Origin of the sequence: Sulfitobacter noctilucicola (assembly GCF_000622385.1) — a bacterium.
Lineage (GTDB): Bacteria > Pseudomonadota > Alphaproteobacteria > Rhodobacterales > Rhodobacteraceae > Sulfitobacter > Sulfitobacter noctilucicola.
Genome location: NZ_JASD01000008.1, coordinates 225,204 through 250,419 on the forward strand (window position 1 = coordinate 225,204; position 25,216 = coordinate 250,419).

Below are 25,216 nucleotides of genomic sequence, written 5' to 3' on the forward strand. Positions count from 1 at the left end.
TGCCCGCGTGACCATCGGCTAAAATGCCCCCAGAAGGTGGGGGAGTCGTCTGGGCAATTCATGCACCAACGAACTTGTTCCTCTGCCAGTCAAAGAGGAACGCACATCTATGACCAACGTCGTCATCGCATCCGCCGCACGTACAGCTGTCGGCAGTTTTGGAGGGTCGTTCTCGAACACCCCCGCACATGATCTTGGCGCAGCCGTTTTGAAAGAAATCGTAGCCCGCGCAGGCGTCGATGCCGCTGATGTGTCCGAGACGATTCTGGGTCAGGTCTTGACTGCCGCCCAAGGTCAAAACCCCGCACGTCAGGCGCACATCAACGCAGGCTTGCCACAAGAAGCTGCCGCTTGGTCGATCAATCAGGTTTGCGGATCCGGTCTGCGGGCAGTTGCCCTTGGCGCACAGCACATCCAGCTTGGTGATGCGAATATTGTGGCGGCTGGTGGTCAGGAAAACATGACCATGTCCCCCCATGCCCAAGCGATGCGTGCGGGCCAGAAAATGGGCGACATGAAACTGATCGACACCATGATCAAAGACGGTCTTTGGGACGCCTTCAACGGGTATCACATGGGCCAGACTGCAGAAAACGTTGCAGAGAAATGGCAGATCAGCCGTGATGCCCAGGACCAATTCGCTGTCGCTTCGCAGAACAAAGCGGAAGCTGCGCAAAAAGCGGGCAAGTTTGCGGATGAGATTGTGGCCTACACTGTGCCAAACCGCAAAGGCGATATCATCGTCGATAGCGATGAATATATTCGCCACGGCGCAAACATCGAAGCCATGCAGAAAATGCGCCCTGCCTTTACCAAGGACGGCTCGGTCACGGCGGCGAACGCATCCGGTTTGAACGACGGGGCCGCTGGTGCGCTTTTGATGAGCGCGGATGAAGCGGAAAAGCGCGGTATCGAGCCGCTTGCACGGATTGCATCCTACGCCACCGCTGGTCTTGACCCGTCAATTATGGGTGTTGGCCCGATCTATGCTTCCCGTAAGGCTTTGGAAAAAGCAGGCTGGAAAGCGGAAGATCTGGATCTGGTTGAAGCCAACGAAGCCTTTGCCGCGCAGGCTTGCGCTGTGAACAAAGACATGGGTTGGGACCCTGCAATTGTGAACGTCAACGGCGGTGCCATCGCGATCGGTCACCCGATCGGGGCCTCCGGCGCACGTATCCTCAACACGCTGTTGTTTGAGATGAAACGGCGCGGTGCCAAAAAAGGTTTGGCCACGCTGTGCATCGGCGGCGGCATGGGTGTTGCCATGTGTCTCGAACGCCCCTAAGAACAGATGGGTGCGCAAGATAATTGCGCACCCAAACTCAAAACGGCAATAACATTACCCACCGGAGGAAACCTATGTCCCGTGTCGCACTTGTTACCGGAGGCAGCCGAGGCATCGGCGCTGCCATTTCCAAAGAACTTAAAGCAGCAGGTTACTCTGTCGCCGCAACCTACGCCGGCAACGACGAGGCCGCCGCCGCTTTCACAGAAGAAACCGGCATCAAAACCTACAAGTGGAACGTGGCCGACTACGATTCGTCGAAGGCGGGTATCGAACAGGTAGAAGCCGACCTTGGTCCGATTGAAGTTGTCGTTGCAAATGCGGGCATCACGCGGGACGCACCGTTCCACAAAATGACGCCTGAGCAGTGGCACGAGGTCATCGATACAAACCTCACAGGTGTATTCAACACGGTACATCCAATCTGGCCCGGCATGCGGGAACGTAAATTCGGACGGATTGTGGTTATTTCCTCGATCAACGGCCAAAAAGGCCAGTTCGCACAAGTAAACTATGCTGCGACCAAAGCGGGCGATCTGGGCATCGTTAAATCCCTTGCGCAAGAAGGTGCACGCGCCAACATCACCGCGAACGCAATCTGCCCGGGCTATATCGGCACCGACATGGTAATGGCAGTTCCCGAGAAGGTGCGCGAAAGCATCATCGCACAGATCCCGGCAGGTCGCCTTGGCGAACCAGAGGAAATCGCACGAGCAGTTAAATTCCTCGTGGCGGATGATGCGGGCTTTATCAATGGCTCCACCATCTCGGCCAATGGTGCGCAATTCTTTGTCTGACTTGTCAGAACGCTAGAATGTAAAAAGGGCGGCTCAGGAGGCCGCCCTTTTTCTATCCCGTAAGAAGCCTGCAGTGCTTCAGCGGGAAGTACGGCCCATCAACCAGGCCCATGCGGCGTGCATTGCGATAGCGCGCTCCTCGTGGGCTCTTTGCATTGCTGTGCGGGCGTTCGGGTTTGTTGTGGCTTCCATCATCGGATCAGGTCCTGTCTATCTGTGTGTTTAGCTGCGTTAACTTGACTTAGATATGAGGCCTGCAGACTTTACTGACAAACGAGACTTTCCAACGCCTCACTTAAGCTTTACTTAAGTGACCATGGTAGCCCAACTTCCACCACTTACTGCGTTGCGGGCTTTTGATGCCGCCGCCCGCCACATGTCTTTCGCCAAAGCTGCGGACGAGCTGAGCGTGACGCCAGCGGCACTGTCATTTCAGATCAAGTCATTGGAAGAGCATCTTGGCACACCGCTCTTTCGCCGCCTGAACCGAGCGGTTGAACTTACGGATGCAGGGCACGCCCTTGCGCCCGATGCCAAAAGCGCTTTTGAAATTCTCACAAATGGCTGGCGTGCCGCGCAAAGAACGCAGGATCATCAGTCACTTATTGTGACAGCAGGGCCCGCCTTTACGGCGAAATGGCTCGCACCCCGACTGTTCGAGTTCGCCCAGCAGCATCCAGAAATCGAGCTGCGCTTTTCAGCATCATTGCGGGCGGTGGACCTAGCCCGTGACAATGTCGATGTGGCGATACGGTTTGGCTATGGTCCCGACCCCGGGCTTTATTCCCTTCCTTTGGCGGAGGAATGGGTGACGCCTGTCATGGTCCCGGAACTCGCAGCACGGTATCCGACAGCCGAAAGTTTGCGCGAGGCTGTTCTTATCACTGACGAATCAACCGATTTTCTTGAGCCGCCAGCGGATTGGGCCGCTTGGTCATCTTGTATGGGCATCGCGCCTATCGTGCCGAACGGCCCAAAATTTTCTCAGGCGGATCATGCAATTGATGCAGCCCTTTCCGGTATCGGCGTGGCATTGGGCAGACGGGCTTTGGTGATCAAGGATCTTGCAGAAGGACGGCTTGTCGCCCCGTATGGCACTGCGCTACACACCGGGGCACGCTTTCGTTTTTTATGCCAACAGGGTGCAGAAACACGTCCGCAGATTGATGCATTCAAGCGGTGGATACTGATGGAAATCGAGAAAACCGCACATGTCTCGGATGCGATGACGATGCTGAAAAGGCCTGCTGATACATGACCAAAGCACGCGCGACCTCTTTGGGCTTTGTCGCAGTGCTGCTATGGGCGCTACTCGCGCTTTTCACAGTCGGCTCCGCACCCACACCGCCCTTTTTGTTGAACACGCTTTGCTTTGCTTTGGGGGGCACTTTGGGGCTGATCTGGGCAGGCGCAACAGGCGCTCTTGCGCACCTTCGGGACGTGCCCATACGGGTCTACATTTTTGGAACGCTCGGGCTATTCGGCTATCACGCCCTCTATTTCTCAGCACTCAGACTGGCACCGGCAGCCGAGGCAGGACTTATCGCCTATCTGTGGCCACTCCTGATTGTGGTCTTTTCGGGCTTACTGCCGTCAGAAAAGCTCAAAGCTGGCCACCTGATCGGGGCACTCGTCGGCTTTGCCGGTGCCGCTTTGATCATCCTTCGGGGTGGCAACGGCTTTTCCGGTGATCACGCTGCGGGTTATGCGCTTGCGATTCTTTGTGCGCTGACGTGGTCATCCTACTCCGTGCTGTCGCGGCTTGTGGGGACAGCACCGACAGCGACGGTCGCGATCTTCTGCCTTGCTACCGCGGCGCTCTCGCTGCCCTGCCATCTGCTGTTTGAGGAAACCCAGTGGCCTGAAGGAGCGATAGGCTGGGCCTCGATCGCGGGTCTTGGCCTTGGACCGGTAGGGCTGGCGTTCTTCGTGTGGGATATCGGGGTCAAACAAGGAGACATTCAATTGTTGGGTACCAGTTCTTACGCGGCCCCTCTGTTATCGACGCTCGTCCTTGTCGTTGCAGGTGTGGCCCAGCCTAGCATGACCCTGCTTTGGGCGGCACTCCTGATTGCTGGCGGCGCTCTGATTGCCGCGCGCGCCAGCCTTCGTGTCAATCGTTAGTATCTAGCTGGACAGCCGCGTTATCTCCTCTTTCAAACGCAGCTTTTCTTTCTTCATCGATGCAACTTCCAGATCGTCAACACCGGGCGCGCGTTGGGCTGTCTCAACAGCCTCGCTCATCGACTGATGTTTCCGCTTGAGGGTCTCCAGATGTGCGTTAAGAGCCATGTAATCCTCCTTGATGAATGTGAACCTTGAGTGAATCACACATTTCGGCGTCTGTCACGCCGCCCTGCAGCATACACCGGCCTGCTCTTAAGAATTGGTTGATCTCCGCCTAAAAACGGAGCGCGGCACCTGATTTGAGCACCTCATTCACCGCTGGTGTGTAGTCAGGCCGATCCGTTTCGTGCCGCTCCCCTTGGTGCAACACCAAAGGAGCGTGCAGCTTGAACGCGGCACGGCCGTTCTTGCGCGCCCGCAGAATGACCCGGTCAGGATCGCGCCCTGCCCGCGCCGCAAGCGGCAAAACCTCAACAGACCCGATACCGGACGGCAAGGCCGCCAATATGTCAGGCAAGTATTGCGCGAGATGAATAAGATGCATCTGACCTTTTGGAGCAAGCCGCTTTGCCGCGACTTTCACCCAATCCTTCAAAGCTGTCTCTGCTCCGCGGGCGGCTTCTCGCGCGACATCATCCGATGCGACAGAAGCACTGCGATCATAGAACGGAGGGTTCGCCAGAACGTGGTCAAATTGTCGCTGTCGCAATTCTATTGGAAGCTCGGTCAAGTCCGCCTGGACGACCTCTAGCAGCTCTCCACCATTGCGACGTGCCAACGCGGCATACCCCGCGTTACGCTCCACGCCGACAAGCGTCAGGCCCGGCACGCGTGTCCCCAGGCACAGAATAGCTGCCCCCGCACCACAACCCAGCTCCAACACCGATTGACCTTTTTTCGCTTTTACACAAGCACTTAGAAGAACGGCATCAAGACCCGCACGGTATCCGCTGCGAGGTTGCAATAGATACAACAAACCGCCCAGGAATGCATCATGCGTCACATCAGCTTCAGTCACAGCGCCTAAATCCCGAGCGGAATTTCGTTATCGTGCAGGACCCGCACCGCCGCATCGTAGTTGTCAGGATGTACCATCAAGCGCCTGGGGAAAATTCCGATGCCACCTTCGAGGACGCTCATATTTACGTCCATCTCGAAGCAGTCTATATCCTCCCCTCGAAGAAGAGCCTGCGCAAAAGCGATAACAGTCATGTCCGTGCTACGTAAAAGTTCCTTCATATCAGTGGTGTGGGCCAGTTCGGTCAAATTGTCGAGCCTGAAGACAGGGCATGCGAAAAGGTCCATCTTATGAATACCCAGATGACGACAAAACCTCACGAGAGGCTGGCCGCTTACCTGAGCGAAGATATGCAACAGGTCGGTGCCCTTATCCGTGAGCGCATGGCGTCCGAACATGCACCGCGCATACCCGAAGTCACGGCACATCTGGTTGAAGCTGGTGGCAAACGCCTTCGCCCGATGCTCACGATGGCTGCAGCGCGGATGTGTGGATACAGCGGCCCGCATCATATTCACCTCGCGGCGACTGTTGAATTCATCCACACGGCAACTTTGCTGCATGATGACGTGGTAGACGAGAGCGCCCAGCGACGTGGCCGACCCACTGCTAACCTGTTGTGGGATAACCAGTCTTCGGTCCTTGTAGGCGATTATCTATTTGCGCGCGCATTCCAGTTGATGACCGAACCCGGTTCCATGCGTGTGATGCAAATCCTGTCCAACGCAGCCGCAACAATTGCTGAAGGCGAAGTCCTGCAACTGACAGCCGCGCGGAATCTTGAGACGGACGAAGACATCTACCTACAGGTGGTGCGCGGCAAAACGGCGGCGCTATTTTCTGCTGCAACCGAGGTCGGCGGCGTGATCGCGGGCGCGGACGACGCGCAGGTTCAATCGTTGTTTGCATATGGCGATGCCCTTGGAATCGCATTCCAGATTGTCGACGATCTACTGGATTATCAGGGCGATGCAAAAGCGACCGGCAAGAACATCGGCGACGATTTCCGCGAGCGCAAGCTGACGCTCCCTGTCATCAAGGCTGTGAAACGCGCATCTGACGAAGAGCGCGCGTTCTGGGTACGCACCATTGAGAAAGGGCGTCAGGAAGACGGCGATCTCGAACAAGCGCTAGAATTGCTTCACAAACATGACACGCTCAGCGCAACGCGAGAGGACGCGCTTGCATGGACGGCGGAAGCAAAATCTGCGTTGGGCGCCCTGCCCGATCACGAGGTCAAAGACATGCTTACCGATCTGGCCGACTACGTGGTGAGCCGGATCAGCTAGACCCGCTGATCCTTGCTGCTTTCACCCACCAGTCCGGGTGCGATTGCGCCAATTGCTCTGCGGCGATCTCGCTTGCATCCTGACTGCGGAACCATCCCCAACACGTGCTGCCCGAACCTGACATTTCGCGCACAGACGTCAACTTCTGTAACGCCTCAAGCACATCGGAAACCACTGGCGCGATCTGCTCCTCGCAGGCGACCTTGGTCAAATCGTTGCGCTGCCCAAGCAACCATGCCTCAAACTTCCCAATGTCCTTATCGAACCGAAAATCCTCAAGCCCGGGGTTGGCGACCGGATAGAGCTTGTCATGCAATTTGAAGACGGCTTGCGTCGGAACGGGAACGCGCGGATTGACCAACACCAACCAACCTTCCGGTATTCCCTCTGCAGGCTCTAGCACATCACCGATACCACGCATGAACATGGGCTGCGGCGCTGCAAGGCAAACTGGAACGTCCGCGCCCAGCACGAGCGCCTCCTGCGCGGTTAAGGGGGCAACACCCCATAGCCGTGCCAATACCCGAATGGTCGCCGCCGCATCAGATGAGCCGCCACCGATCCCCCCACCATGCGGTAATTTCTTTTCAAGATGCAAAGCCGCACCATCGGTCACACCCCGAAGGCTGCGCAAGTGTCGCGCTGCCTTAAGGACCAGATTGCTATCGTCGACAGGCACACCTTCGGCAAAAGGGCCACTGACGGTCAAAGACAGGCCATCTGCCGCTTCCGCATTGATCTGGTCCCCGACATCCGCAAAGACAACAAGAGAATCAAGCAGATGGTAGCCATCGTCCCGCAGGCCAGTCAGATGCAAAGCGAGGTTGATCTTGGCCGGAGCGAAACCCTCAGATGTCATTCCCGACCTTTAGCGGCGGTGCGCCTTCTTCCTCCAACACACCGTCGAGGCCGATTTCAAGCTTGCGACGGATACGGTCGGGGTCGGCCTCTCCGCCCTCGTCTTCTTCATCGATGAAAGACAATGCGCGGCTCCATTGGAACTCCGCCTCGCGCTGACGCCCTACCGCCCAGTAAACATCGCCAAGGTGATCGTTCACCACAGGATCAACTGCCAGAAGCTCCACGGCGCGTTCCATCTGGCCAACAGCTTCTTCATAGCGGCCCAGCCGGTAGAAAACCCACCCAAGAGAGTCGACGATGTAACCGGACTGCGGACTTGCCGCGACAGCACGTTCGATCATATCCAACGCTTCATCAAGATTTCGCTGCTGTTCCACCATCGAATAACCAAGGTAATTCAAAACCTGCGGCTGCTCAGGGTTCAACGCGAGCGCCGCGCGGAAATCTGCTTCCATGGCTTCATCATTGCCAGCCCGTTCCTGCGCGATCCCACGTGAATAATAAAGAACCCACCGCACCGCCGCAGTTTCGGGTGCCCGTTCAATCGCCCGGTCATAGGCGGCAATGGCTTCCTCGTACCGGTCCTGTCCGCGCAGAACGTCACCCAACGTGGAATGAACGACAGGCAGATCACCATGGGTCCGCGCCAGTTGTTCAAGCACTTCGACGGCTTGTTCTTCTTTGCCAGAACGGCGTAGCGCATCAGCGCGCCCCAGTTCGGCAACATGGAACGCCGGATCATCGGACGGGATCGCTTTGTATTCTTCAATTGCCAGCGCGTTCTGGCCCAGCGCCTCAAGCAGGTCTGCTGTTAAAAGCAAAGCATCCACGTGGTCTGGTCGCAAATATCTGGCGATGCGCGAATAAAGCAGAACGTAGTAATCGCCCGCCGCTTCGGACTTGAGCACAGCTGCGAAGGTAAAGAACACCTCGGCGATACCGGCCTGTGCATCCCGCGCATGGGTAAAGGCAATCGGTGCCTTGCTCTCAAGTGCGGTGATCATCCGGTCCAGTTCGGGGTCTGTTGTCTCTCCAAAGCTCTCGCGCAGCAATGCAAGCGCATCGTCCTGACGGTCAAGCAGCGCCAGAACTTCGGCATGAGCCATCACGCCACGCCGCGTGCGAGCGGCAGCACCTGCACCTTCATCTCTGAAAATGGCCTCGGCACCTTCATAGTCGCCGACAGATGCCAGCGCCAAGGCTTTGTGGTACATCACAAACCCCTGCATGCCCGCTTCTGTACTCAGCCCGTCGAACGCGGCCATCGCTGATGTAACATCCCCGGCACCCACGTGCGCCCAAGCCTTGGTAAGCCCGTCGACCCATGGGCCGATACCGTCAGTGTCGACTTCACGTTTGAGAAGCGCGGCAAAGTCTCCGGCCTTGGCTAACCCGGCGGTCGTAACCATCCGCGCCACCTGTGACGTCTGGTTGCGCTCTTCCAGCATACGCGCAACCGGTACTGCTTTGTCGACATGCCCCAGCGACAAATAGGACAGAACCGTGCTCTCCATCAGTTCAAGGTTTGCGGGGTCGCGTGCCAGCGCCTGCGCGTAATAGCTTGCTGCCTCACGGAAATCGCTGCGCACCGCGGCGTGGCGGCCAGCAAGGTAAGCACCTGCAACTGATTGCGCCGATACAGATGGCACAAATGCACCACTCAGCAAAAGCGCGGCCACACCGGTTAGAACGTTTTTCAACATGTCGAAGTGCCTCATTTTCTTTGGGATAAGGCTATCAGGTCTGCCTGCAAGCGCAATGGGAGCTCATGTCACATGACGGTTGTGTGAGCGAATATACGTCCCTTAAAACGAAAAAAGGCGGGACATTGCCCGCCTTTCTAACATCGTCACGGTTGCCCGATCACATGTTGGGATAATTCGGCCCGTCGCCACCCTGTGGCGTCGTCCAAACAATATTCTGGCTCGGATCTTTGATATCACAGGTTTTACAATGCACGCAGTTCTGGAAGTTGATCTGGAACTTTGTATCCGCGCCTTCGCCGACAAATTCGTAGACGCCTGCAGGGCAATAACGCGCCGACAGACCGGCATATTTCGGCAGGTTCACATTCACTGGAATGGATGGATCCTTGAGCGTCAGGTGCGCAGGCTGGCTTTCCTCGTGATTGGTAAAGGAAAACGCCACGTTGGTCAGGCGGTCAAAGCTGAGCTTGCCGTCTGGTTTGGGGTAGTCGATGACCTTGTGTTTGGAGGCATCTTCAGTCGATTCCGCATCCGACTTGCCATGACCCAAAGTGCCCAGCAGGGAACCGCCAAACAGCGTGTTGCACCACATATCGAAGCCACCGACCAACAGCCCGCCCAAAAGACCAAATCGGCCATTCAACGGTGCAACGTTGCGCACTTTCTTGAGGTCTCTGCCCACAGGACCTTTATGCAACTCGGTATCGTATTCTTCCAAGGTGTCACCACCGCGACCCGCCTGGATCGCCGCATAGGCCGCGTCTGCCGCCTGTCGGCCGGAGTGCATCGCGTTGTGATTGCCTTTGATCCGCGGCAAGTTCACCAGACCAACAGAACAGCCCAACAATGCCCCCCCCGGGAACGCCGCCTTTGGCATGGACTGGATGCCGCCTTTGGTTACCGCACGCGCACCGTAAGCGACGCGCTTGCCACCCTCAAGCAGGTCAGCAACCATCGGATGGTGCTTGAAGCGCTGGAATTCCATGTAGGGAAACAGATGTGGGTTCTTGTAGTTCAGATCGACGATCATACCGACGTAGACCTGATTGTTATCTAGGTGATAAATGAACGTACCACCTGTGTTCTTGGTACCAAGCGGCCAACCCATCGTGTGGGTAACGGAGCCTTCCTTGTGCTTGGCAGGATCTACTTCCCAGATCTCTTTCATGCCAAGACCGAATTTCTGCGGCTCTTTGCCTTTGGCAAGATCGTATTTCTCGATCACCTGCTTGGACAGTGACCCGCGCACGCCTTCTGACAGGAACACGTATTTGCCGTGCAATTCCATGCCCGGCTCATATCCGTCGCCCTTCGTTCCATCAGGGTTCTTGCCGAATTCACCCGCGACGACACCTTTGACTTCTCCGTTGTCGCCATAAACGATCTCGGAGCAAGCCATCCCGGGGAAGATTTCAACGCCCAGTTCTTCGGCTTGCTCTGCCATCCACCGGCAAACATTGCCCATTGAGACGATGTAGTTGCCGTGGTTGTTCATCAACGGGGGCATCGGGAAGTTGGGAATTCTCAACTGACCTGCTTCGCCAAGGGCGTAAAAATTATCCTCGCGTACAGGCACCGTGATCGGCGCACCTTTTTCCTTCCAATCAGGGATAAGTGCGTCAAGACCGGACGGGTCAAGCACCGCACCTGACAGGATATGAGCGCCAACTTCGGAGCCTTTTTCCAGCACGACGACGTTACAATCTGCATCCAGTTGTTTGAGACGGATCGCGGCAGACAACCCCGCAGGGCCAGCTCCTACGATAACCACATCATATTCCATTGCTTCGCGTGTTTCGTCAGCCATGTGGACCACTCCCTCGTCAGGCGAAAAATCAGTTATGTGTGGCTAAACTACCCAATGCAGCTTGGCAATCGGGACGTTGGGACAAATCAGCGCGTGTCAGCACGCCTGACCCGAGAATATCGTCGCAGGCCTAAAGCAAAGGCAATTGTCCAGATTATCGTGATTACGCCCAGTCCCCGCTCCCAGACCCCATCGTAAGCAGTGGGCATAATGAAAAACACCGGTGCCCCCACAGCCCAAATGATCAGGCTGAACAATGAAAGCGTCCCAAACCAGGGTGCCACGCGGTTGCCCTCCAACGCCGAAATACCGAATGCCACAGCAAACAGCGCACCCAACGCGTAGACAAGATAAATATGGATCACGACGCCATCACTGTCGTTATCACCATATTCGTTTCTGGCTCCAATGATGATTACCAGCGCCGCCAGCAGCGCGAGACTAAAGACAAGAATGCTCCACCGTCCGCTGCCGTCATGGATGTACGCCGCAGCTAGGGCGAGGGCAAAAAGCGAGACCGCAAACCCATAAAGCGATATGTCCTGAATGATTTCGTACCGCCCCGCAGCCAGATCGCTCACTGTGTCGGCCATAAAATCGTGACCAGGTACGATGATAGACCCTGCAATGTTCCCGCCGATCAAGCCCACAGCCCCGAGAATAGCCAGCCACCACAGAATCGCGATAAACCCCGGTGCGGGGTACTGATGATCGTCGTGCGGCATTGCGATGGCTCCCTTTCCTTCACGGGACCAACACGCCTGTGCTGCGGGGGTTCCAATTTATGCGCCGTGATCACCGGAAGGTGTATCGCCCATAAGGTACCGCGGTCCCTGCCCGGCCTCTGCAGCGCGATCCTTAGGATTATACAACGCACAGACATCAAGGCTCAGACAGCCACAACCGATGCAACCATCCAGATTATCACGCAGCTTGGTAAGCGTATTGATCCGAGCATCCAGCGCCGAGCGAAAACTCTCGCTTATATTTGCCCAATCCGATTTGGTCGGTGTGCGACCTCCGGGCAGGCGTTCAAGCTGTGCTCTGATTTCAGGAAGCGTGAAACCGAACTGCTGTGCGATCATCACAAAACTCAGCCGGCGTAGATCGGCACGCTCGAACCGCCGCTGACCGCCGGCATTGCGCCATGGCTTTATCAGTCCCTGAGCCTCGTAATAGCGGATCGCCGAAACCGCCAGCCCCGTACGCCGCGACAGCGCCCCAATGGAAAGCCCGTCATTTATTGCCATGCGCCCTCACAAATAGCTTGACCTAAAGTTAGGTTTAGAAATTACACAGGTTTGGCACAGATGAACAGCAAAAGGAGAAACACGATGACCGGAACACTCGAACATGCGAACTTCACCGTCACAGATCCTGTCGCCACTGCCTCATGGATGACCCGCCTTTTCGGTTGGAACATCCGCTGGCAGGGCGCGGCGATGGCGGGCGGTTTTACGGTCCATATCGGTTCCAAAGACAGCTACATCGCACTCTATACGCCGGGGCCGGACGTGGACACATCGCGGCCGGGCTATCAGACGGTTGGCTGTCTTAACCACATTGGGGTCGTCGTTCCGGATCTTGATGCGACAGAAGCAGCGGTCAAAGCCGAAGGGTTCGAGACCGGTAATCATGCGGATTACGAGCCCGGACGCCGTTTCTACTTCCACGATGCGGACGGGCTTGAATACGAGGTCGTCCAATACGGCTGACGGCCTGCTGTCGCCGATGGCACCAATGGCCCTTGCATTTGCATACCACTTTGGTTCAGGTAATTCCCAACCTAACCTAAACGGCCGCACACCATGGCAAACCCGGTGTGCGGCCCTCATGACGTGGACGAACGGCAATGGAAAAGATCCCGATGACCCGCGGCGGTCACACCGCTTTGGAAACCGAGCTCAAGCAGCTCAAGACCGAAGAGCGGCCCGCCATTATCAAGGCAATTGCCGAAGCGCGCGAGCATGGCGATCTGTCCGAAAACGCCGAGTACCACTCCGCCAAAGAAAAGCAGTCCTTTATCGAAGGCCGCATCAAGGAACTGGAGGGCGCAATTTCGCTCGCTGATGTGATTGATCCCGCGAAATTGTCCGGTGCAATCAAGTTCGGGGCGAAAGTGACGCTCGTGGACGAAGATACAGACGAAGAGAAAACCTATCAGATCGTCGGTGAATACGAGGCCAAGATCGAAGCGGGTCTGCTCAACATCAAATCCCCCATCGCCCGCGCCCTGATCGGCAAGGAAGAAGGCGACAGCGTTGAAGTACGCACACCGGGGGGCGTCAAATCCTACGAGGTTCTCAAGATCGTCTATGCCTGACCGGGGACACGCACGTGACTGAAACAGAGCAGACACCAGAACAGCAGGCTGAAAAGCCGCAGGTCGCGACCGTCAAGGTCACGGGCATTTCCGCGCGACCAACGCCGCTTGGCATCTATGATAAACCAAAACCCGACACGATCACCTCGATCGAGATTATCGCCCTGACGCTTAGCGGTGTCTGGCTCTTGGGGGCTGCATTTTTCTTTCTGATCCTGCGCGAGGAAGGCACCTCGGAAGACGGTGCGCAGTCCTTGCGTTTCCTGATGACCATGCTGGCGATCTTTATGCCTGTGGCCATGATCTGGGTTGCGGCCACCGCCGCAAAGGCGAGCCGCGTCATGCGCGAAGAAAGCCAGCGCCTGCAGGCCGCGATCGATGCGATCCGTCAAGCCTATCTGAGCCAGCAACAAAGCCAGCATTTGCGGTCTGAGCCATCTGTGACACGCAAGTTGGATGAAATTGCCGCTGCCGCCCGCAAGACCGAAACAGCCCTTGCGACCTTTCAATCACGCCGTGACGAACCAGCCCGCGCTGCGGCCCCCGTAGCGCAGGTGGCCACCGACGATCAGGCAAGCCTCGCGCTTGGCACACAAGCGATCGATATGGCACCGCTTTTGTCCAACGATGATTTCATCCGCGCCCTGAATTTCCCTGAAACTGCAGAAGACGAAGCAGGCTTTGCAGCGCTGCGTCGCGCTCTCAAAGACCGCTCAACCTCGCAACTGGTGCAGGCGGCACAAGACATTCTGACACTGATGAGCCAGGACGGTATCTACATGGATGATCTGCGCCCTGACCGTGCCCGCCCCGAAATCTGGCGCCACTTTGCGCAAGGCGCACGCGGACGCGCGATCGCCCCTCTGGGCGGCATCCGCGACAGATCATCCCTCGCCCTGACCAACGCACGTATGAAGCAGGACCCTATCTTTCGCGACACGGCACACCACTTCTTGCGCCGCTTCGACAAGACCTTCGCAGAATTCGAATCTCGCGCAAATGACGCAGAGATTTCCTCGCTGTCAGACACGCGCACTGCGCGGGCGTTCATGCTGCTGGGGCGTTGTGCGGGCACCTTTGATTAGGCTTTGATCCCAAAGCTGCCATAAGGGATGAAACGCACCCTATCCCCGTCGGTGATCTGCATCGCGGGTTCGGGCAACTCCACCAGACCTTCGGCCCACGACAGCCCGCTGATACGCCCTGATCCTTCTGACGCAAAAACCTCTGCACGCCCGTCCCTGATCCGCGCACGCAGATATTCACGGCGGCCCGCCTTCTTGCTCTTCGAGAATGCCGCTGGCACATCGAAACCCTGCGGCTTCTGCCAAGGCGCACCGGCCAGCACGGCAAGCGCAGGACGGGCAAAGATCAAGGTACAAACCATCGCCGCCACCGGATTGCCGGGCAGCCCAAAGACGGGCGTGCCCGCCCACATTCCCAAGGCCAGTGGCCGACCGGGTTTTACCGCGATGCGCCACAGATCCATCGCGCCTGCCTCGCTCAGCAGCGCAGACACGTGATCTTCGTCCCCCGCAGACGCGCCACCGCTGGTCAGGATCACATCTACCCGCGCGGACGCTTTGTTCAATATACCGCGCAGTGCGTCCCGGTTATCCGGCGCACGGCCCAGATCAACAGCCTCGTGACCCAGCTGTTCCATCAGCCCCAAAAGCATCGGCCGGTTTGCATCAAATATCTGACCATCGGCGGCCACCTCGCCCGCCTCAACCAGTTCGTCGCCCGTCGATAAAATACCGACACGAAGCGGCGCACGCACGGTCACTTCCGAGACACCGGTCGCCGCCATCAGCGCCAAATCAGCGGCTCTGATGATGCGGCCTTGGCTCACGATCACCTCCCCCTCGGTGATGTCTTCGCCAGCCTTTCGCGTGTTCGCTCCAGCTTTGACAGGGCCGGAAAAACGGACAGTACCCGCTTCGACGATCACATCCTCTTGCAGGATCACCGTGTCGACGCCCGCAGGCAAAGCAGCACCCGTCAGCACACGGATCGCTTGACCCTCAGGGAGCACAGCAGGCGCGTCACCCGCTGCCGCACGCCCCTGCGCCAAGGGCAAGGTATGCTGACCTGCTGGGCGGCCGCCTGCAAATCCGTAGCCATCCACCGCCGTATTTGGCAGTGGCGGATTGGAACGGCGCGCGGCAACATCCTCGGCCGCGACACGCCCGAGCGCGTCCTTCAGTGCTGCGCGACAGGTGGTTGTGACTGGGCTCAGCCGTTCTTGCAGCATGCCCAGCGCCTCATCGACTGGTGTCCAGTGCACACCTGGCGGCAAGGCAAAACAATCGTTGCGCAAAGGTGGCACACCCTTGATCCGCGCCTCGTGACCCAATCCGAAAATCCAACCTTCTTCAGCCGCATCGACGGCAAGAATTTCAGCAAGTTCTTCCACTTTAAGAGCTGCAATTTGTCTAGCAACTTCAGATACCTGCCACGCGTCCTTAATCACTTCTTCAGGATTTGGACCAACTGTCAGAGACGGCCAGATTTCGACGAAACAAAGATCACCGTCCAGCGGTTCAAATGGCCAAACAGTAGCCTCGAAGCGTTTGCGCAGCCGCGCCAGAACCGGCAGCCCAGTAAACACCTGTCCACCGACCGCGCCCGCGCCGCCCATTTGCCAGCAAGTAAAGGCCCCCTTGGCTTGCGCTTCGCTTTGGCGCTTCTCCGGGAAAGGGTTCGCATAGCTGTCTTTGGTGCGGGACAATCCATTAATATCGCGCTGTAAGCCGTTGAACCAAAAGGGTCCCTTCCCATCTCCGATATCCAGATTGATCTGTCCGGCCAGATCAAATCGGTTGTTCTGCCGCGGGGTATCTTCCACGAACTTCTCGAACCAGTCCCACAAACCCAGAGGGTCCGCCGATCCGGTCAATGCCTTGGCGAACCCCTTTGGATACCCGAATGGAAAATCAAAGCCCGCCAGCACTCGCCGGCCGGCACTATGCTCCGCTTCAAACAGATCAGGCAGCCAGCGCTCCGCTTCCTGACGGTTACGCAAATAGACCGGGTCCTCGGCTGTGCCGCCTCGGTTTATACCCGCCCAAATGGCATCTTTTCGAGGTGTGGGGCCTGTATCGTTTCCGCTAGACCAATCGACCATGACAATCGTGTCAAAGCCCTTCACAACCCCACCTCGGACAGAATGAAATCAGCGATTTGTGCGGTGTTGTTCAAGTCGAAAACCGGACGGTCAATCGTCAGTCGCACATCGCTTGCGACCGCGCGGATGGTCGGGTCATCCGGTGCAATCAGTTCATTACCAGTTTCCGCTCGATGCGCTTCGATCTTTGAGTGCGCATCGCGTTTGTATCCCTCGATCAACACCAGATCTACCGGAGAGAGCTTGGTCAAAAGCTCAGTAAGCGAAGGCTCCTCTGTTTCCCGCAGTTCGTGCATCAGCGCAAACCGATTACGTGACGCAAGCAGCACTTCGGAAGCTCCGGCCACACGGTGGCGGTGACTGTCCTTACCTTCGTGGTCCACGTCAAATGTGTGGTGCGCATGCTTGACTGTCGAGACGGAAAAACCGCGACTGGTGATCTCGGTCACCAGACGTTCCATCAATCCGGTTTTCCCCGCATTCTTCCAGCCAACGACACCGTAAATCCTCATAGCATTGCCTCGGCCTGCGTCAGATCATCCGGGGTATTCACGTTGAAGAACGCATGCTCGTCAGGAAAGACAGCCTCGCGACCGCCATGCTGTTCTGTCCATAAGACCACCTTGCGCAACCCGCCGTTCAGTGCGGCACGCAGATCGTCGCGCAGGGCAACAGGCCACAGTCCAAAAGTCGGATGTCGTGCAGTCCCGCGGCGCGTGTCAGTGGTCGCCGCAAGCACGAGCGGATGGATCATTCCTTCGCTCGCAAGTAACAACTGCGGAACCAGATCGCACGGAAAGAAAGGTGTGTCCGCCGCCGCCGTTACGATAGTTTGCGCCCCCTGCTCTGCTGCCCAGTCCAGACCGGCCAGCACTCCGGCTAATGGGCCGACAAAACCTTCGATACTATCCGGCAGCACCGGCAATTCATAAGCAGCAAAACGCGCGGGATCGCCATTGGCGTTTACTGCGACCTGAGCGGTCTGCGGCTCCAACCGGTCGATCACATGACGGAGCAAAGGTTGCCCGCCAAGGGTCAGCAGACCCTTATCGCCACCGCCCATGCGGGTGGCCTGTCCGCCTGCCAATATGACGCCCAGCGGTTGTTCCATCACACGGCTCCCTTGCGACCAGCACGTTTCGGCTCGGCCGCTATCTGTGCAGGGTCAGCATCGCGGATCAATCGGTTCTCCCCTGCAAGACAGACATACCGGCTTCCCTTCATGCGTCCGATCAACGTAAGACCGACTTGCTGCGCGATCTCTACACCCCATGCCGTGAAGCCCGACCGGGAAACAAGGACGGGTATCCCCATCATCGCTGTCTTGATCACCATCTCAGATGTAAGCCGCCCCGTGGTATAGAGAATTTTGTCATCCGCTATGGCTTTTTCGGACAGCATCCAACCGGCGATCTTATCGACTGCGTTGTGACGGCCCACGTCTTCCATATAGACCAGCGGACGATCACCTTGACACAGCACCGTGCCATGGATCGCCCCTGCTTCGAGATACAGTGACGGCGTGCGGTTGATTTTAGCCGACAGCGCATAAAGCCATGAGGCGCGTACTTGGGTATCCGCCAGTACGACGTCGCTCAATCCCTCCATCATATCACCAAAGACTGTTCCCACCGCGCAACCGCTGGTTCGGGTTTTCCGCCGCATTTTGTCTTCGTAATCTGTCGCACGGGCGGTGCGGACCACCACGGTCTCAAGTTCTTCGTCGTAATCGACGCGCGTAATATCATCATCGTCCCGCAACATGCCTTGATTGCGCAAAAATCCGATTGCAAGGTAGGCAGGATAGTCGCCAATCGTCATTGCAGTCACGATTTCCTGACTGTTGAGGTAGATCGTCAGCGGGCGTTCTTCGACCACGCTGATCGTCGTTTCCTCGCCTGTCTGGTCGGTTCCGGCAACCGCCCGCGTCAGGCGCGCGGCCTTCGGATCGGGGGCGATCAGATATTCTGTCACATCGGGGTCTTGAGCCATTTGTATCCCCTGAGACTTGGCGTTAGGACTGAGAAATAATCTAGGGATTTCTCATGGCCTTCACCACCGCAAAATCCGCATACCTCAAAGGCCTTGCCGACGGATCGCCGTTTATCCTCGTCATTATCCCTTTCTCACTGCTGTTCGGGCTTGTCGCGGTTGAGGCCGGGCTGAGCGTGTTCGAAACGCTGGCCTTTTCTGTTGTGGTCATCGCAGGCGCGGCCCAGTTTACCGCCCTGCAACTGATGCAAGAAAACGCACCCACAGTCGTTATTCTGGCCTCTGCGCTGGCGGTAAACCTGCGCATGGCCATGTATTCTGCTTCGCTGACGCCCTACATCGGTTCGGCAAAGCTGTGGCAACGGGCATTGATGGCTTACGTCACCGTTGATCAGTCCTACATTGTGTCGATTGCAAAGTTCGAAAAAGAGCCGCAAATGACGGTGCCGCAGCGCGTTGCCTATTTCTTCGGGGCGGTCACTCCGGTGGTTCCTCTTTGGTACGCATTTACGCTGGTGGGGGCTTTGCTTGGTGCGCAGGTACCTGACAGTTGGGCGCTGGATTTTGCCATCCCCATTACCTTTCTGGCGATGATTGCACCAATGTTCCGCACGCTGGCGCATGTGGTGGCCGCGCTGGTGGCGGTGGTTGTCGCGTTGCTGGCCGCCGGTGTGCCCTACTCACTGGGCCTGATCATCGCGGGAATCGCCGGAATGATGGCCGGAGCCCGCACCGAGCTTTGGCTCACTCAGCGGGAAGGAGCAAAGCCATGATCGATACAACGACACTCTGGATCATCATCATTGGGCTGGGGCTCGGCAGCTTTTTCCTGCGTTTCGTCTTCACCGGTCTGGTCGGAGACCGCGCGATGCCGGACTGGTTGCTGCGCCACTTGCGCTACACGGCTGTGGCCGTCTTGCCCGCGCTTGTAGCACCGCAGGTTCTATGGCCCTCAGCAACAGGCGGTGATCCCGATCCTGCACGGATGTCGGCAGCGGTTGTGACTTTGACCGTGGGGTTGCTCACGAAAAACGTGCTTGCCGCCATGCTGGCAGGTGCAGCCACGCTTTACGGAATGCTTTACTTGTTGGCCTGAGCCAGCGCAGCGGCACGCACAGCCGAGATCAGATCACCGCTGTCATCTTCATAAAGCTTGGTGGTGCGGACGCCCGGACGCTGCTCAAGTTGTTCCATAAGTTTGACAGGGAAGAATGTAGTGCTGATCCCGCCCAGTCCGTCGATGCGCGTCAGGATCGAAGACGTCGCATTCGCGCAAAATCCGCCTGACACCTGACCGTTCCCCTGAACCAAACGTAAGGCCTGCTCGGCCTGCGCCGCTGTCACCGGTATTTCCTGAGACACCACATGGAATGTCACGCGAGCATGAGATGATTTGTAAGCCTGCAACCAGCCCGGCGTAATCCCGTAAAGAACGTCGGCGCGTTCGACCACGCGGTCATCGCGGAATGAACCCGCAGGATCAAAAATCACCCGCTGTGATCCATTGACCATCAGCGCGGAGTGTCCCCCCTCGCCTGTGCGGTTATTCACCATGGTGAAAAGTGTCAGGCTGGGTTGCCCACCTGCGCGATAGGCAGAAGCAGCAATTTCCTGCGCAGTGCTGTCACCGCCGGTATTTGCAGCACAGGCCCCTAGCACGCTGAGCGCCGTCAAAATGGCAAAGACCCGTTTCATCGGCGACATTCCTTTTGCGGGCTGAAAGCCCGGTATCAGCTGGCAATCTTTAGCGGATGAAGATCGCCATCAGAACCAGCAACACCAGAATCACGATGACCGTGCGCGTGACAAAGCTGACAAAGCCGTCAAACATCTTCTGCTGTTCTTTATAGTCCATGGTGCCATGTTCGTGATCGGCCATGATATCGTCCTTTTCGATGTCGTTTCGGGGTGATTAGCGCATTTGCTAGAGGCTGTCACGCGGTCAAAGTGTCCAATCGGAAACGATCACGCGGTCTTCTTTTGCTCTTGTTCAAGCTGCTGGACCAGCCGGAAGCCGATGCGCTTGGCCGCTTTGCCTTCGACCGCCTTCGGCAATGCGCGGAACATGACGTTCAGCTGGCTCACGTGCTGGACAAGCTGCGTACGTGATCCTGCGGGATCGGTGCCGTAAAACGTTACGATGTCAGGGTCGAAATACCCCATTCCCTCGATCCGCAGAACACCTGCGTCACCACCGGTAAAGCCCATGGCCACCTCGTGTTCCGCATCCAGTTTCTCTTCGAAGTTCTTGAGGTACAAAATGGTGCGTTCATAGGCCCATTGTGCAGGGCTTTTGCCAGCCATCGGTTTGTCAGACAGCGATTCCGGCAATTCTATCTTGGTAGCTGATTCCTGATCGGGATCGGAATGCGCCTCGTAAATGCGCGGCAAGGCGTCGGCCTCTACCGCTTCGGCGGCGGTCATGATCTTGTCGTCCATCTGCTGTCACCCTTTGCTTTGATAGACCCAGGCGCCATCGGCCTCACGCAATTGGCGCGTGGCAAGCCCGCTTTGGTGAAGGTGGCTCAAATGTGCGACCGCTTCAACCAGAGCCAGCCCATATTCCGCCTCACCTATCTTTCTTTTGAACAAAGGTGCGAAGCATTCAGACGCCGACTTCGGCTCTGAAATGTAGTCGGACAGACGGGCAAGACAGCCGTGGTGGTTGGCGATCAGCTGCTCCATCCGCTTGGGCAGGCCGGTAAAAGGCAGTTTGTGGCCGCCGAGCACCAGATGATCGTCGCGCCCCAAGGGTGCCAGCCGTTCGCAGGCTTCCAGCCACTCCCCAATGGGATCGGCCATCGGTTCGGTCGGGTAGACACCGACATTGGGGCTGATCGACGGCAGGATTTGGTCCCCCGCAATCACCAGATTGTCGTCACGGCTCCAGAAGGTGGCGTGCTCGGGCGCGTGACCGTTGCCCATATGGATCTCCCACGTGCGTCCCCCCATCTGGATTGTGTCATCTTGCTTGATGCGGGTAAAACCCAGCGGCAAAGGGGCAACAATATCGGCAAAGTTAAATGGCCGGTCCGTGGCCCGCTTTTCAAGCATGGCCCCATCCATACCCGATTGCCGGTAAAAGCTGAGACTTTCAGCCGGTGCAACTTCCTGTTCGTCCAGCGTCAACATGCGGGCGGTCAACCATGCGGTCCGTGTCGTCACCAACTCCGCGCCATGCTCTGACTGGAACCAACCGGCCAGCCCGATGTGATCGGGATGATGATGTGTGACAACCACACGCCCCACAGGCTTGCCGCCCAAAGGTCCGGCGATAAGCTCAGCCCAGATTGCTTTCGTTTTGCCAGAAGCAAAGCCTGTGTCGATGATCGTCCAGTGATCGCCCTCATCAAGAGCGTAGACATTCACATGGTCCAGCTTCATCGGCAAAGGCAGGCGCAGCCACAGCACTCCGGGCGCGACTTCAATCGCCTCCGTGCCATGTGCCGGCGGGGTATCCCAAGGATAGCGAAGACCGGCGGGCGCTACATCGGCCATCAGGCGGACAACTCGTCTAGATCCATCGCATAAAGATCATGCTGTCCGACCCGCACCTGTTCCAGCAGTCCGGTGTGATCCGGCAACAACCGGTTTACATAGAAACGGGCAAGCTTTTCACGCGGGCCGCCACGATCGGCCATCGCAGCGGACAGATGGAAGTAAGCACCCAACACACGAGCAAAGGCGTTCAAGTAGGGCACAGCGCCAGCAAATCGGTCGGTCAGGTCTTCCTGCGCAACAAGCCAGTCTGTTGTCTCTCTCAAGGTTTCGCTTGCCTGCCACACAGCTTCGGCAATCTCGGGCATCTCTGCCCGCGCGGCTTCTGCTTTGGCCTCGATCTCGTCCAGCAAACGACCGGCCATTTCGCCACCGTCCATCATCTTGCGGGCCACGAGATCCATCGCCTGAATACCGTTGGTACCCTCGTAGATTGCCGTCACGCGCACGTCGCGCAAGAACTGCGCAGCGCCGGTTTCTTCGACGAAACCCATACCGCCATGCACCTGAATGCCCATATCAGCGACCCTGATACCCACATCGGTGCCAAATGATTTCGCAATCGGTGTCAGCAGTGCAGCCCGCGACGTCCAGACCGGATCGCCGGTGGCACTCGCCATATCAATCGCATAGGCACAGGTCATTGCAATGGACCGCGCCGCAAAAATATCCGCTTTCATCGCCATAAGCATCCGCCGGACGTCGGCATGGGCCGCAATTGTAAAGCCGTGCAGGGATTTGCCCTGCCGCCGCTCCAACGCATAGGCCATAGCGTGCTGGTATGCCGCCTCGGCAACGCCAATCCCCTGCCCGCCAACGCCAAGACGCGCGTTGTTCATCATTGTGAACATCGCGGCCATACCGCCCTGTTCAGGACCGACCATCCAGCCCTTGGCGTTCTCGTACTGCAAGACGGCGGTTGGGGAGCCGTGGATACCCAGTTTGTGCTCAAGACTTACGGTTGCCACACCATTGCGCGCCCCGACACTGCCATCCTCGTTCGGAAGAAACTTCGGCACAAGAAACAGACTGATACCTTTGGTGCCTTCCGGCGCTCCGGGGATACGCGCCAGCACCAGATGGCAAATATTCTCGGCAACATCATGATCGCCCCAGCTGATATAGATTTTCTGACCGGAGATTGAATACGTACCATCCCCGTTATCGATGGCCTGCGATTTCAGGGCACCGACATCCGAACCGGCCTGCGGCTCTGTCAGGTTCATCGTGCCGGTCCATTCGCCCGAAATGAGCTTGGGCAGATACAGCTCTTTGATCGCATCAGACGCGTGATGCTCCAGCGCTTCGATCTGGCCCTGGCTCATAAGCGGAGCGAGCTGCAATGACAGGCATGCGCCGCTCATCATTTCGTTTACCGCACTGGTCAGGATCATCGGAAGCCCCATCCCGCCATGATCAGGGCTGGCAGCCATCCCGATCCAGCCGCCTTCGGCCATTGCCGCAAACCCTTCCTTGTATCCCGGAGAGGTCCGCACCACGCCGTTCTCAAGCTTTGCAGGATGCAGATCACCGGCCCTTTGCAACGGGGCCAAAACCTCGTCGCAAAGCTTGCCTGCTTCCGTCAGAATTGCGGACGTCAAATCTGCAGTCGCATCGCCGAATTGCTCCGTCTCCCGCAGGGCCTCTGCATCCAGAAGCTCCTCAATGATAAAGCTGAATTCATTTACGGCGGCACGATACGGCATAGGTTTTCTCCTGAAATAGGGCGGTGATCTGGCGCGTCACACGCGACCGTGTTACATGCTGTGCTGGCCATTATCATGAAACGCCGGCAGAACCCAAGCAACTCAAACGCGGCGTCACGGAATACCGATGAACACCAGAACACTCAGACTTACACCGGACGCCAAAGGCCTTGCCCGCGCCGCCGAACTGCTAACGCAGAGCGCGTTGGTATCGTTCCCGACCGAGACCGTTTACGGGTTGGGCGCAGACGCACGCGACGGGACCGCCGTGGCACGTATTTATGAGGCCAAAGGACGGCCAAGCTTCAATCCGTTGATCGTGCATATCGCCGATGTCTCACAAGCGCTCGACTATGTTCGCTGGAACAATCTGGCATCGAAACTGGCAGATGCCTTTTGGCCCGGCCCGCTGACTTTGGTGCTTCCGCTGAAACAGGACCATGGACTATCTTCGCTGGTGACGGCGGGGCTCGACACGGTTGCATTGCGGGTGCCAGCCCACCCCACGGCGCGCTCTTTGCTCAAGGCATTTGGCGGTCCTGTTGCGGCACCATCGGCGAACCCGTCAGGCAAGATCAGCCCGACCAGCGCCGATCATGTGGTAGCAGGGCTTGAGGGTCGGATCGAAGCGGTGGTCGACGATGGCCCCTGCTCTGTGGGTGTGGAAAGCACGATTATCGGCATCTCGGGCGCTGCAACAGCAGTCCTGCTGCGCAGTGGTGGAGTACCACGCGAGGCCATAGAAAGCGTCTTGGGATCGCCCTTGTCTGACCCACAAAGCGCTGCGGTAACGGCACCGGGCCAGCTCGCCTCGCACTACGCACCGGGGGCCAGCGTCCGCTTGAATGCGTCACAAGCTCTGAATGACGAGGTTATGTTGGGATTTGGGGCCGTGCCCTGTGACCTGAACCTGTCACCTGACGCTGATTTGCAGGAAGCGGCAGCGCACCTGTTTGAATACCTGCATCGGCTTGATGCGCTTGGACGTCCGATCGCTGTCTCGCCGGTCCCCGATCACGGATTGGGGTCGGCCATAAACGACCGGCTGCGCCGTGCTGCCGCGCCGCGCTAGACAGCGTGCGCCTTCAGGCCCGCCCGGCTGTTGCAGACAAAAGCAGCGGATCAATACCAAGAGACCGCAACGCGGCTTCCCATTTCTCTGCATCCGGCAAATCAAAAACTGTCTCTAAGCTCGCTTCCCCGGTCAACCATCCGTTCTCTGCGATCTCCGCCTCAACCTGCCCCGGTCCCCAACCGGCATAGCCCAGCATCAACAACGCCTTTTCCGGCCCCTCGCCCTGCGCGATGTCTTCCAGCACATCCAGCGTCGCGGTCATGGCAAATCCGCCCTCGACCGACAGCGTGTGTAATGCCGAACGGTACTCATCCGAATGCAGCACAAAGCCGCGACCGGTTTCGACCGGCCCGCCCACATGCACGCCAAGGTTCCTGCTCAGCGGTGTGCCATCACGCGACAACTGATCCAGCACGTCCGTCAAACTGACCCCTTCAGCAGGTTTGTTCACGATCAGACCCATGGTCCCCTCGTCCGAATGGGAGATGATGAAAATAACCGAATGGGCAAACCGCGGATCCCCCATGCCTGGCATGGCGATCAACAGTTTGCCAGTCAGCGACAGGGGCGCATCGGTCATCAAAGTTGCCGTCCTTTTGTTTGCA

At 57.7% G+C, this 25,216-nt stretch carries 29 protein-coding genes; 11 read left to right on the forward strand and 18 right to left on the reverse strand.

The genetic code is table 11. The annotated features are described in order from the left end of the window. Positions 1-109: 109 nt before the first annotated feature. The 4 genes from Z946_RS0104595 (at position 110) to yddG (ending at position 4,206) form a co-directional block, all read left to right on the forward strand. On the forward strand, positions 110-1,285 hold the full coding sequence (locus tag Z946_RS0104595; RefSeq protein ID WP_025054560.1) for an acetyl-CoA C-acetyltransferase: 1,176 nt from the start codon (positions 110-112) through the stop codon (positions 1,283-1,285). Positions 1,286-1,359: 74 nt separating this feature from the next. Then, a complete protein-coding gene (gene phbB, locus Z946_RS0104600; RefSeq protein ID WP_025054561.1) occupies positions 1,360-2,082 on the forward strand; it encodes an acetoacetyl-CoA reductase in 723 nt (240 codons plus the stop codon). Positions 2,083-2,398: 316 nt separating this feature from the next. Then, the gene (locus Z946_RS0104610) at positions 2,399-3,340 is read left to right on the forward strand and encodes a transcriptional regulator GcvA (RefSeq protein WP_025054562.1); all 942 of its coding nucleotides are present in this window, start codon (positions 2,399-2,401) and stop codon (positions 3,338-3,340) included. Beyond that, on the forward strand, positions 3,337-4,206 hold the full coding sequence (gene yddG / locus Z946_RS0104615; RefSeq protein WP_025054563.1) for an aromatic amino acid exporter YddG: 870 nt from the start codon (positions 3,337-3,339) through the stop codon (positions 4,204-4,206). The genes Z946_RS0104610 and yddG overlap by 4 nt, the downstream gene beginning before the upstream one ends. A gap of 3 nt (positions 4,207-4,209) precedes the next feature. On the opposite strand, the gene Z946_RS21340 is transcribed toward yddG, so the two are convergent. The 3 genes from Z946_RS21340 to Z946_RS0104630 form a co-directional block, all read right to left on the reverse strand. Beyond that, entirely contained in the window at positions 4,210-4,374 is a 165-nt protein-coding gene (locus Z946_RS21340) for a YdcH family protein (protein WP_081780779.1), read from the reverse strand. A gap of 109 nt (positions 4,375-4,483) precedes the next feature. After that, complete coding sequence (locus tag Z946_RS0104625; RefSeq protein WP_025054564.1) at positions 4,484-5,227, reverse strand: tRNA1(Val) (adenine(37)-N6)-methyltransferase; 744 nt, start codon at positions 5,225-5,227, stop codon at positions 4,484-4,486. A gap of 5 nt (positions 5,228-5,232) precedes the next feature. Continuing rightward, positions 5,233-5,448 (reverse strand): putative signal transducing protein, encoded by a 216-nt coding sequence (locus tag Z946_RS0104630; RefSeq protein WP_025054565.1) that lies wholly within the window; start codon positions 5,446-5,448, stop codon positions 5,233-5,235. 69 nt (positions 5,449-5,517) lie between these two features. On the opposite strand from Z946_RS0104630, the gene Z946_RS0104635 reads away from it, so the two are divergent. Beyond that, a complete protein-coding gene (locus tag Z946_RS0104635) occupies positions 5,518-6,516 on the forward strand; it encodes a polyprenyl synthetase family protein (protein ID WP_025054566.1) in 999 nt (332 codons plus the stop codon). On the opposite strand, the gene Z946_RS0104640 is transcribed toward Z946_RS0104635, so the two are convergent. The 5 genes from Z946_RS0104640 to soxR all read right to left on the reverse strand — a co-directional run bounded on the left by Z946_RS0104640 (position 6,509) and on the right by soxR (position 12,140). Next, positions 6,509-7,375 (reverse strand): 4-(cytidine 5'-diphospho)-2-C-methyl-D-erythritol kinase, encoded by an 867-nt coding sequence (locus tag Z946_RS0104640; protein ID WP_025054567.1) that lies wholly within the window; start codon positions 7,373-7,375, stop codon positions 6,509-6,511. The two genes, Z946_RS0104635 and Z946_RS0104640, sit on opposite strands and share 8 nt — an antisense overlap. Beyond that, entirely contained in the window at positions 7,365-9,080 is a 1,716-nt protein-coding gene (locus Z946_RS0104645) for a tetratricopeptide repeat protein (RefSeq protein WP_025054568.1), read from the reverse strand. Before Z946_RS0104645 ends, Z946_RS0104640 begins: the two co-directional genes overlap by 11 nt. 160 nt (positions 9,081-9,240) lie before the next feature. Continuing rightward, the gene (locus Z946_RS0104650; RefSeq protein WP_025054569.1) at positions 9,241-10,890 is read right to left on the reverse strand and encodes an electron transfer flavoprotein-ubiquinone oxidoreductase; all 1,650 of its coding nucleotides are present in this window, start codon (positions 10,888-10,890) and stop codon (positions 9,241-9,243) included. A gap of 86 nt (positions 10,891-10,976) precedes the next feature. Continuing rightward, a complete protein-coding gene (locus Z946_RS0104655; protein ID WP_037969068.1) occupies positions 10,977-11,615 on the reverse strand; it encodes a DUF998 domain-containing protein in 639 nt (212 codons plus the stop codon). Positions 11,616-11,672: 57 nt separating this feature from the next. Next, positions 11,673-12,140, reverse strand: a complete 468-nt coding sequence (soxR, locus tag Z946_RS0104660; protein ID WP_025054571.1) for a redox-sensitive transcriptional activator SoxR — start codon at positions 12,138-12,140, stop codon at positions 11,673-11,675. Positions 12,141-12,224: 84 nt separating this feature from the next. Here soxR and Z946_RS0104665 point away from each other — a divergent pair, with 84 nt between their 5' ends. The 3 genes from Z946_RS0104665 (at position 12,225) to Z946_RS0104675 (ending at position 14,298) form a co-directional block, all read left to right on the forward strand. Then, on the forward strand, positions 12,225-12,605 hold the full coding sequence (locus Z946_RS0104665; RefSeq protein ID WP_025054572.1) for a VOC family protein: 381 nt from the start codon (positions 12,225-12,227) through the stop codon (positions 12,603-12,605). Positions 12,606-12,742: 137 nt separating this feature from the next. After that, the gene (greA, locus tag Z946_RS0104670; protein ID WP_025054573.1) at positions 12,743-13,213 is read left to right on the forward strand and encodes a transcription elongation factor GreA; all 471 of its coding nucleotides are present in this window, start codon (positions 12,743-12,745) and stop codon (positions 13,211-13,213) included. Positions 13,214-13,299: 86 nt separating this feature from the next. Beyond that, a complete protein-coding gene (locus Z946_RS0104675) occupies positions 13,300-14,298 on the forward strand; it encodes a hypothetical protein (protein WP_037969395.1) in 999 nt (332 codons plus the stop codon). Here Z946_RS0104675 and Z946_RS0104680 read toward each other — a convergent pair. From Z946_RS0104680 to Z946_RS0104695, 4 genes are read right to left on the reverse strand one after another with little or no spacing between them, the layout of a single operon-like run. Continuing rightward, the gene (locus tag Z946_RS0104680; protein WP_037969397.1) at positions 14,295-16,340 is read right to left on the reverse strand and encodes a molybdenum cofactor synthesis domain-containing protein; all 2,046 of its coding nucleotides are present in this window, start codon (positions 16,338-16,340) and stop codon (positions 14,295-14,297) included. The genes Z946_RS0104675 and Z946_RS0104680 overlap by 4 nt on opposite strands. 20 nt (positions 16,341-16,360) lie before the next feature. Continuing rightward, positions 16,361-16,852 carry a molybdopterin-guanine dinucleotide biosynthesis protein B gene (gene mobB, locus Z946_RS0104685; RefSeq protein ID WP_025054576.1) on the reverse strand — a complete coding sequence of 164 codons (492 nt, stop codon included), beginning with the start codon at positions 16,850-16,852 and terminating at the stop codon, positions 16,361-16,363. Then, entirely contained in the window at positions 16,849-17,451 is a 603-nt protein-coding gene (mobA, locus tag Z946_RS0104690; protein WP_025054577.1) for a molybdenum cofactor guanylyltransferase MobA, read from the reverse strand. Before mobA ends, mobB begins: the two co-directional genes overlap by 4 nt. Next, on the reverse strand, positions 17,451-18,332 hold the full coding sequence (locus Z946_RS0104695; protein WP_174416547.1) for a formate dehydrogenase accessory sulfurtransferase FdhD: 882 nt from the start codon (positions 18,330-18,332) through the stop codon (positions 17,451-17,453). Before Z946_RS0104695 ends, mobA begins: the two co-directional genes overlap by 1 nt. A gap of 53 nt (positions 18,333-18,385) precedes the next feature. Between Z946_RS0104695 and Z946_RS0104700 the strand changes: the two genes are divergently transcribed. After that, positions 18,386-19,105 carry an AzlC family ABC transporter permease gene (locus tag Z946_RS0104700; RefSeq protein WP_025054579.1) on the forward strand — a complete coding sequence of 240 codons (720 nt, stop codon included), beginning with the start codon at positions 18,386-18,388 and terminating at the stop codon, positions 19,103-19,105. Beyond that, entirely contained in the window at positions 19,102-19,428 is a 327-nt protein-coding gene (locus Z946_RS0104705; RefSeq protein WP_025054580.1) for an AzlD domain-containing protein, read from the forward strand. The genes Z946_RS0104700 and Z946_RS0104705 overlap by 4 nt, the downstream gene beginning before the upstream one ends. On the opposite strand, the gene Z946_RS0104710 is transcribed toward Z946_RS0104705, so the two are convergent. The 5 genes from Z946_RS0104710 to Z946_RS0104730 form a co-directional block, all read right to left on the reverse strand. Next, on the reverse strand, positions 19,413-20,027 hold the full coding sequence (locus Z946_RS0104710) for a hypothetical protein (protein ID WP_025054581.1): 615 nt from the start codon (positions 20,025-20,027) through the stop codon (positions 19,413-19,415). The two genes, Z946_RS0104705 and Z946_RS0104710, sit on opposite strands and share 16 nt — an antisense overlap. 49 nt (positions 20,028-20,076) lie before the next feature. Continuing rightward, positions 20,077-20,211 carry an aa3-type cytochrome c oxidase subunit IV gene (locus Z946_RS0104715; protein WP_025054582.1) on the reverse strand — a complete coding sequence of 45 codons (135 nt, stop codon included), beginning with the start codon at positions 20,209-20,211 and terminating at the stop codon, positions 20,077-20,079. Positions 20,212-20,297: 86 nt separating this feature from the next. Then, positions 20,298-20,771, reverse strand: a complete 474-nt coding sequence (locus Z946_RS0104720; protein ID WP_025054583.1) for a DUF6173 family protein — start codon at positions 20,769-20,771, stop codon at positions 20,298-20,300. A gap of 6 nt (positions 20,772-20,777) precedes the next feature. Further along, entirely contained in the window at positions 20,778-21,830 is a 1,053-nt protein-coding gene (locus Z946_RS0104725) for an MBL fold metallo-hydrolase (RefSeq protein WP_025054584.1), read from the reverse strand. Then, positions 21,830-23,536 (reverse strand): acyl-CoA dehydrogenase family protein, encoded by a 1,707-nt coding sequence (locus Z946_RS0104730; protein WP_025054585.1) that lies wholly within the window; start codon positions 23,534-23,536, stop codon positions 21,830-21,832. Before Z946_RS0104730 ends, Z946_RS0104725 begins: the two co-directional genes overlap by 1 nt. Positions 23,537-23,663: 127 nt before the next feature. Here Z946_RS0104730 and Z946_RS0104735 point away from each other — a divergent pair, with 127 nt between their 5' ends. Next, entirely contained in the window at positions 23,664-24,608 is a 945-nt protein-coding gene (locus Z946_RS0104735) for an L-threonylcarbamoyladenylate synthase (RefSeq protein WP_025054586.1), read from the forward strand. A 13-nt stretch (positions 24,609-24,621) separates the two neighbouring features. Here the strand turns inward: Z946_RS0104735 and Z946_RS0104740 are convergent, their stop codons facing one another. Then, positions 24,622-25,191: a YqgE/AlgH family protein gene (locus Z946_RS0104740; RefSeq protein WP_241461299.1), complete on the reverse strand. Its 570-nt coding sequence runs from the start codon at positions 25,189-25,191 to the stop codon at positions 24,622-24,624. Positions 25,192-25,216 lie beyond the last annotated feature (25 nt).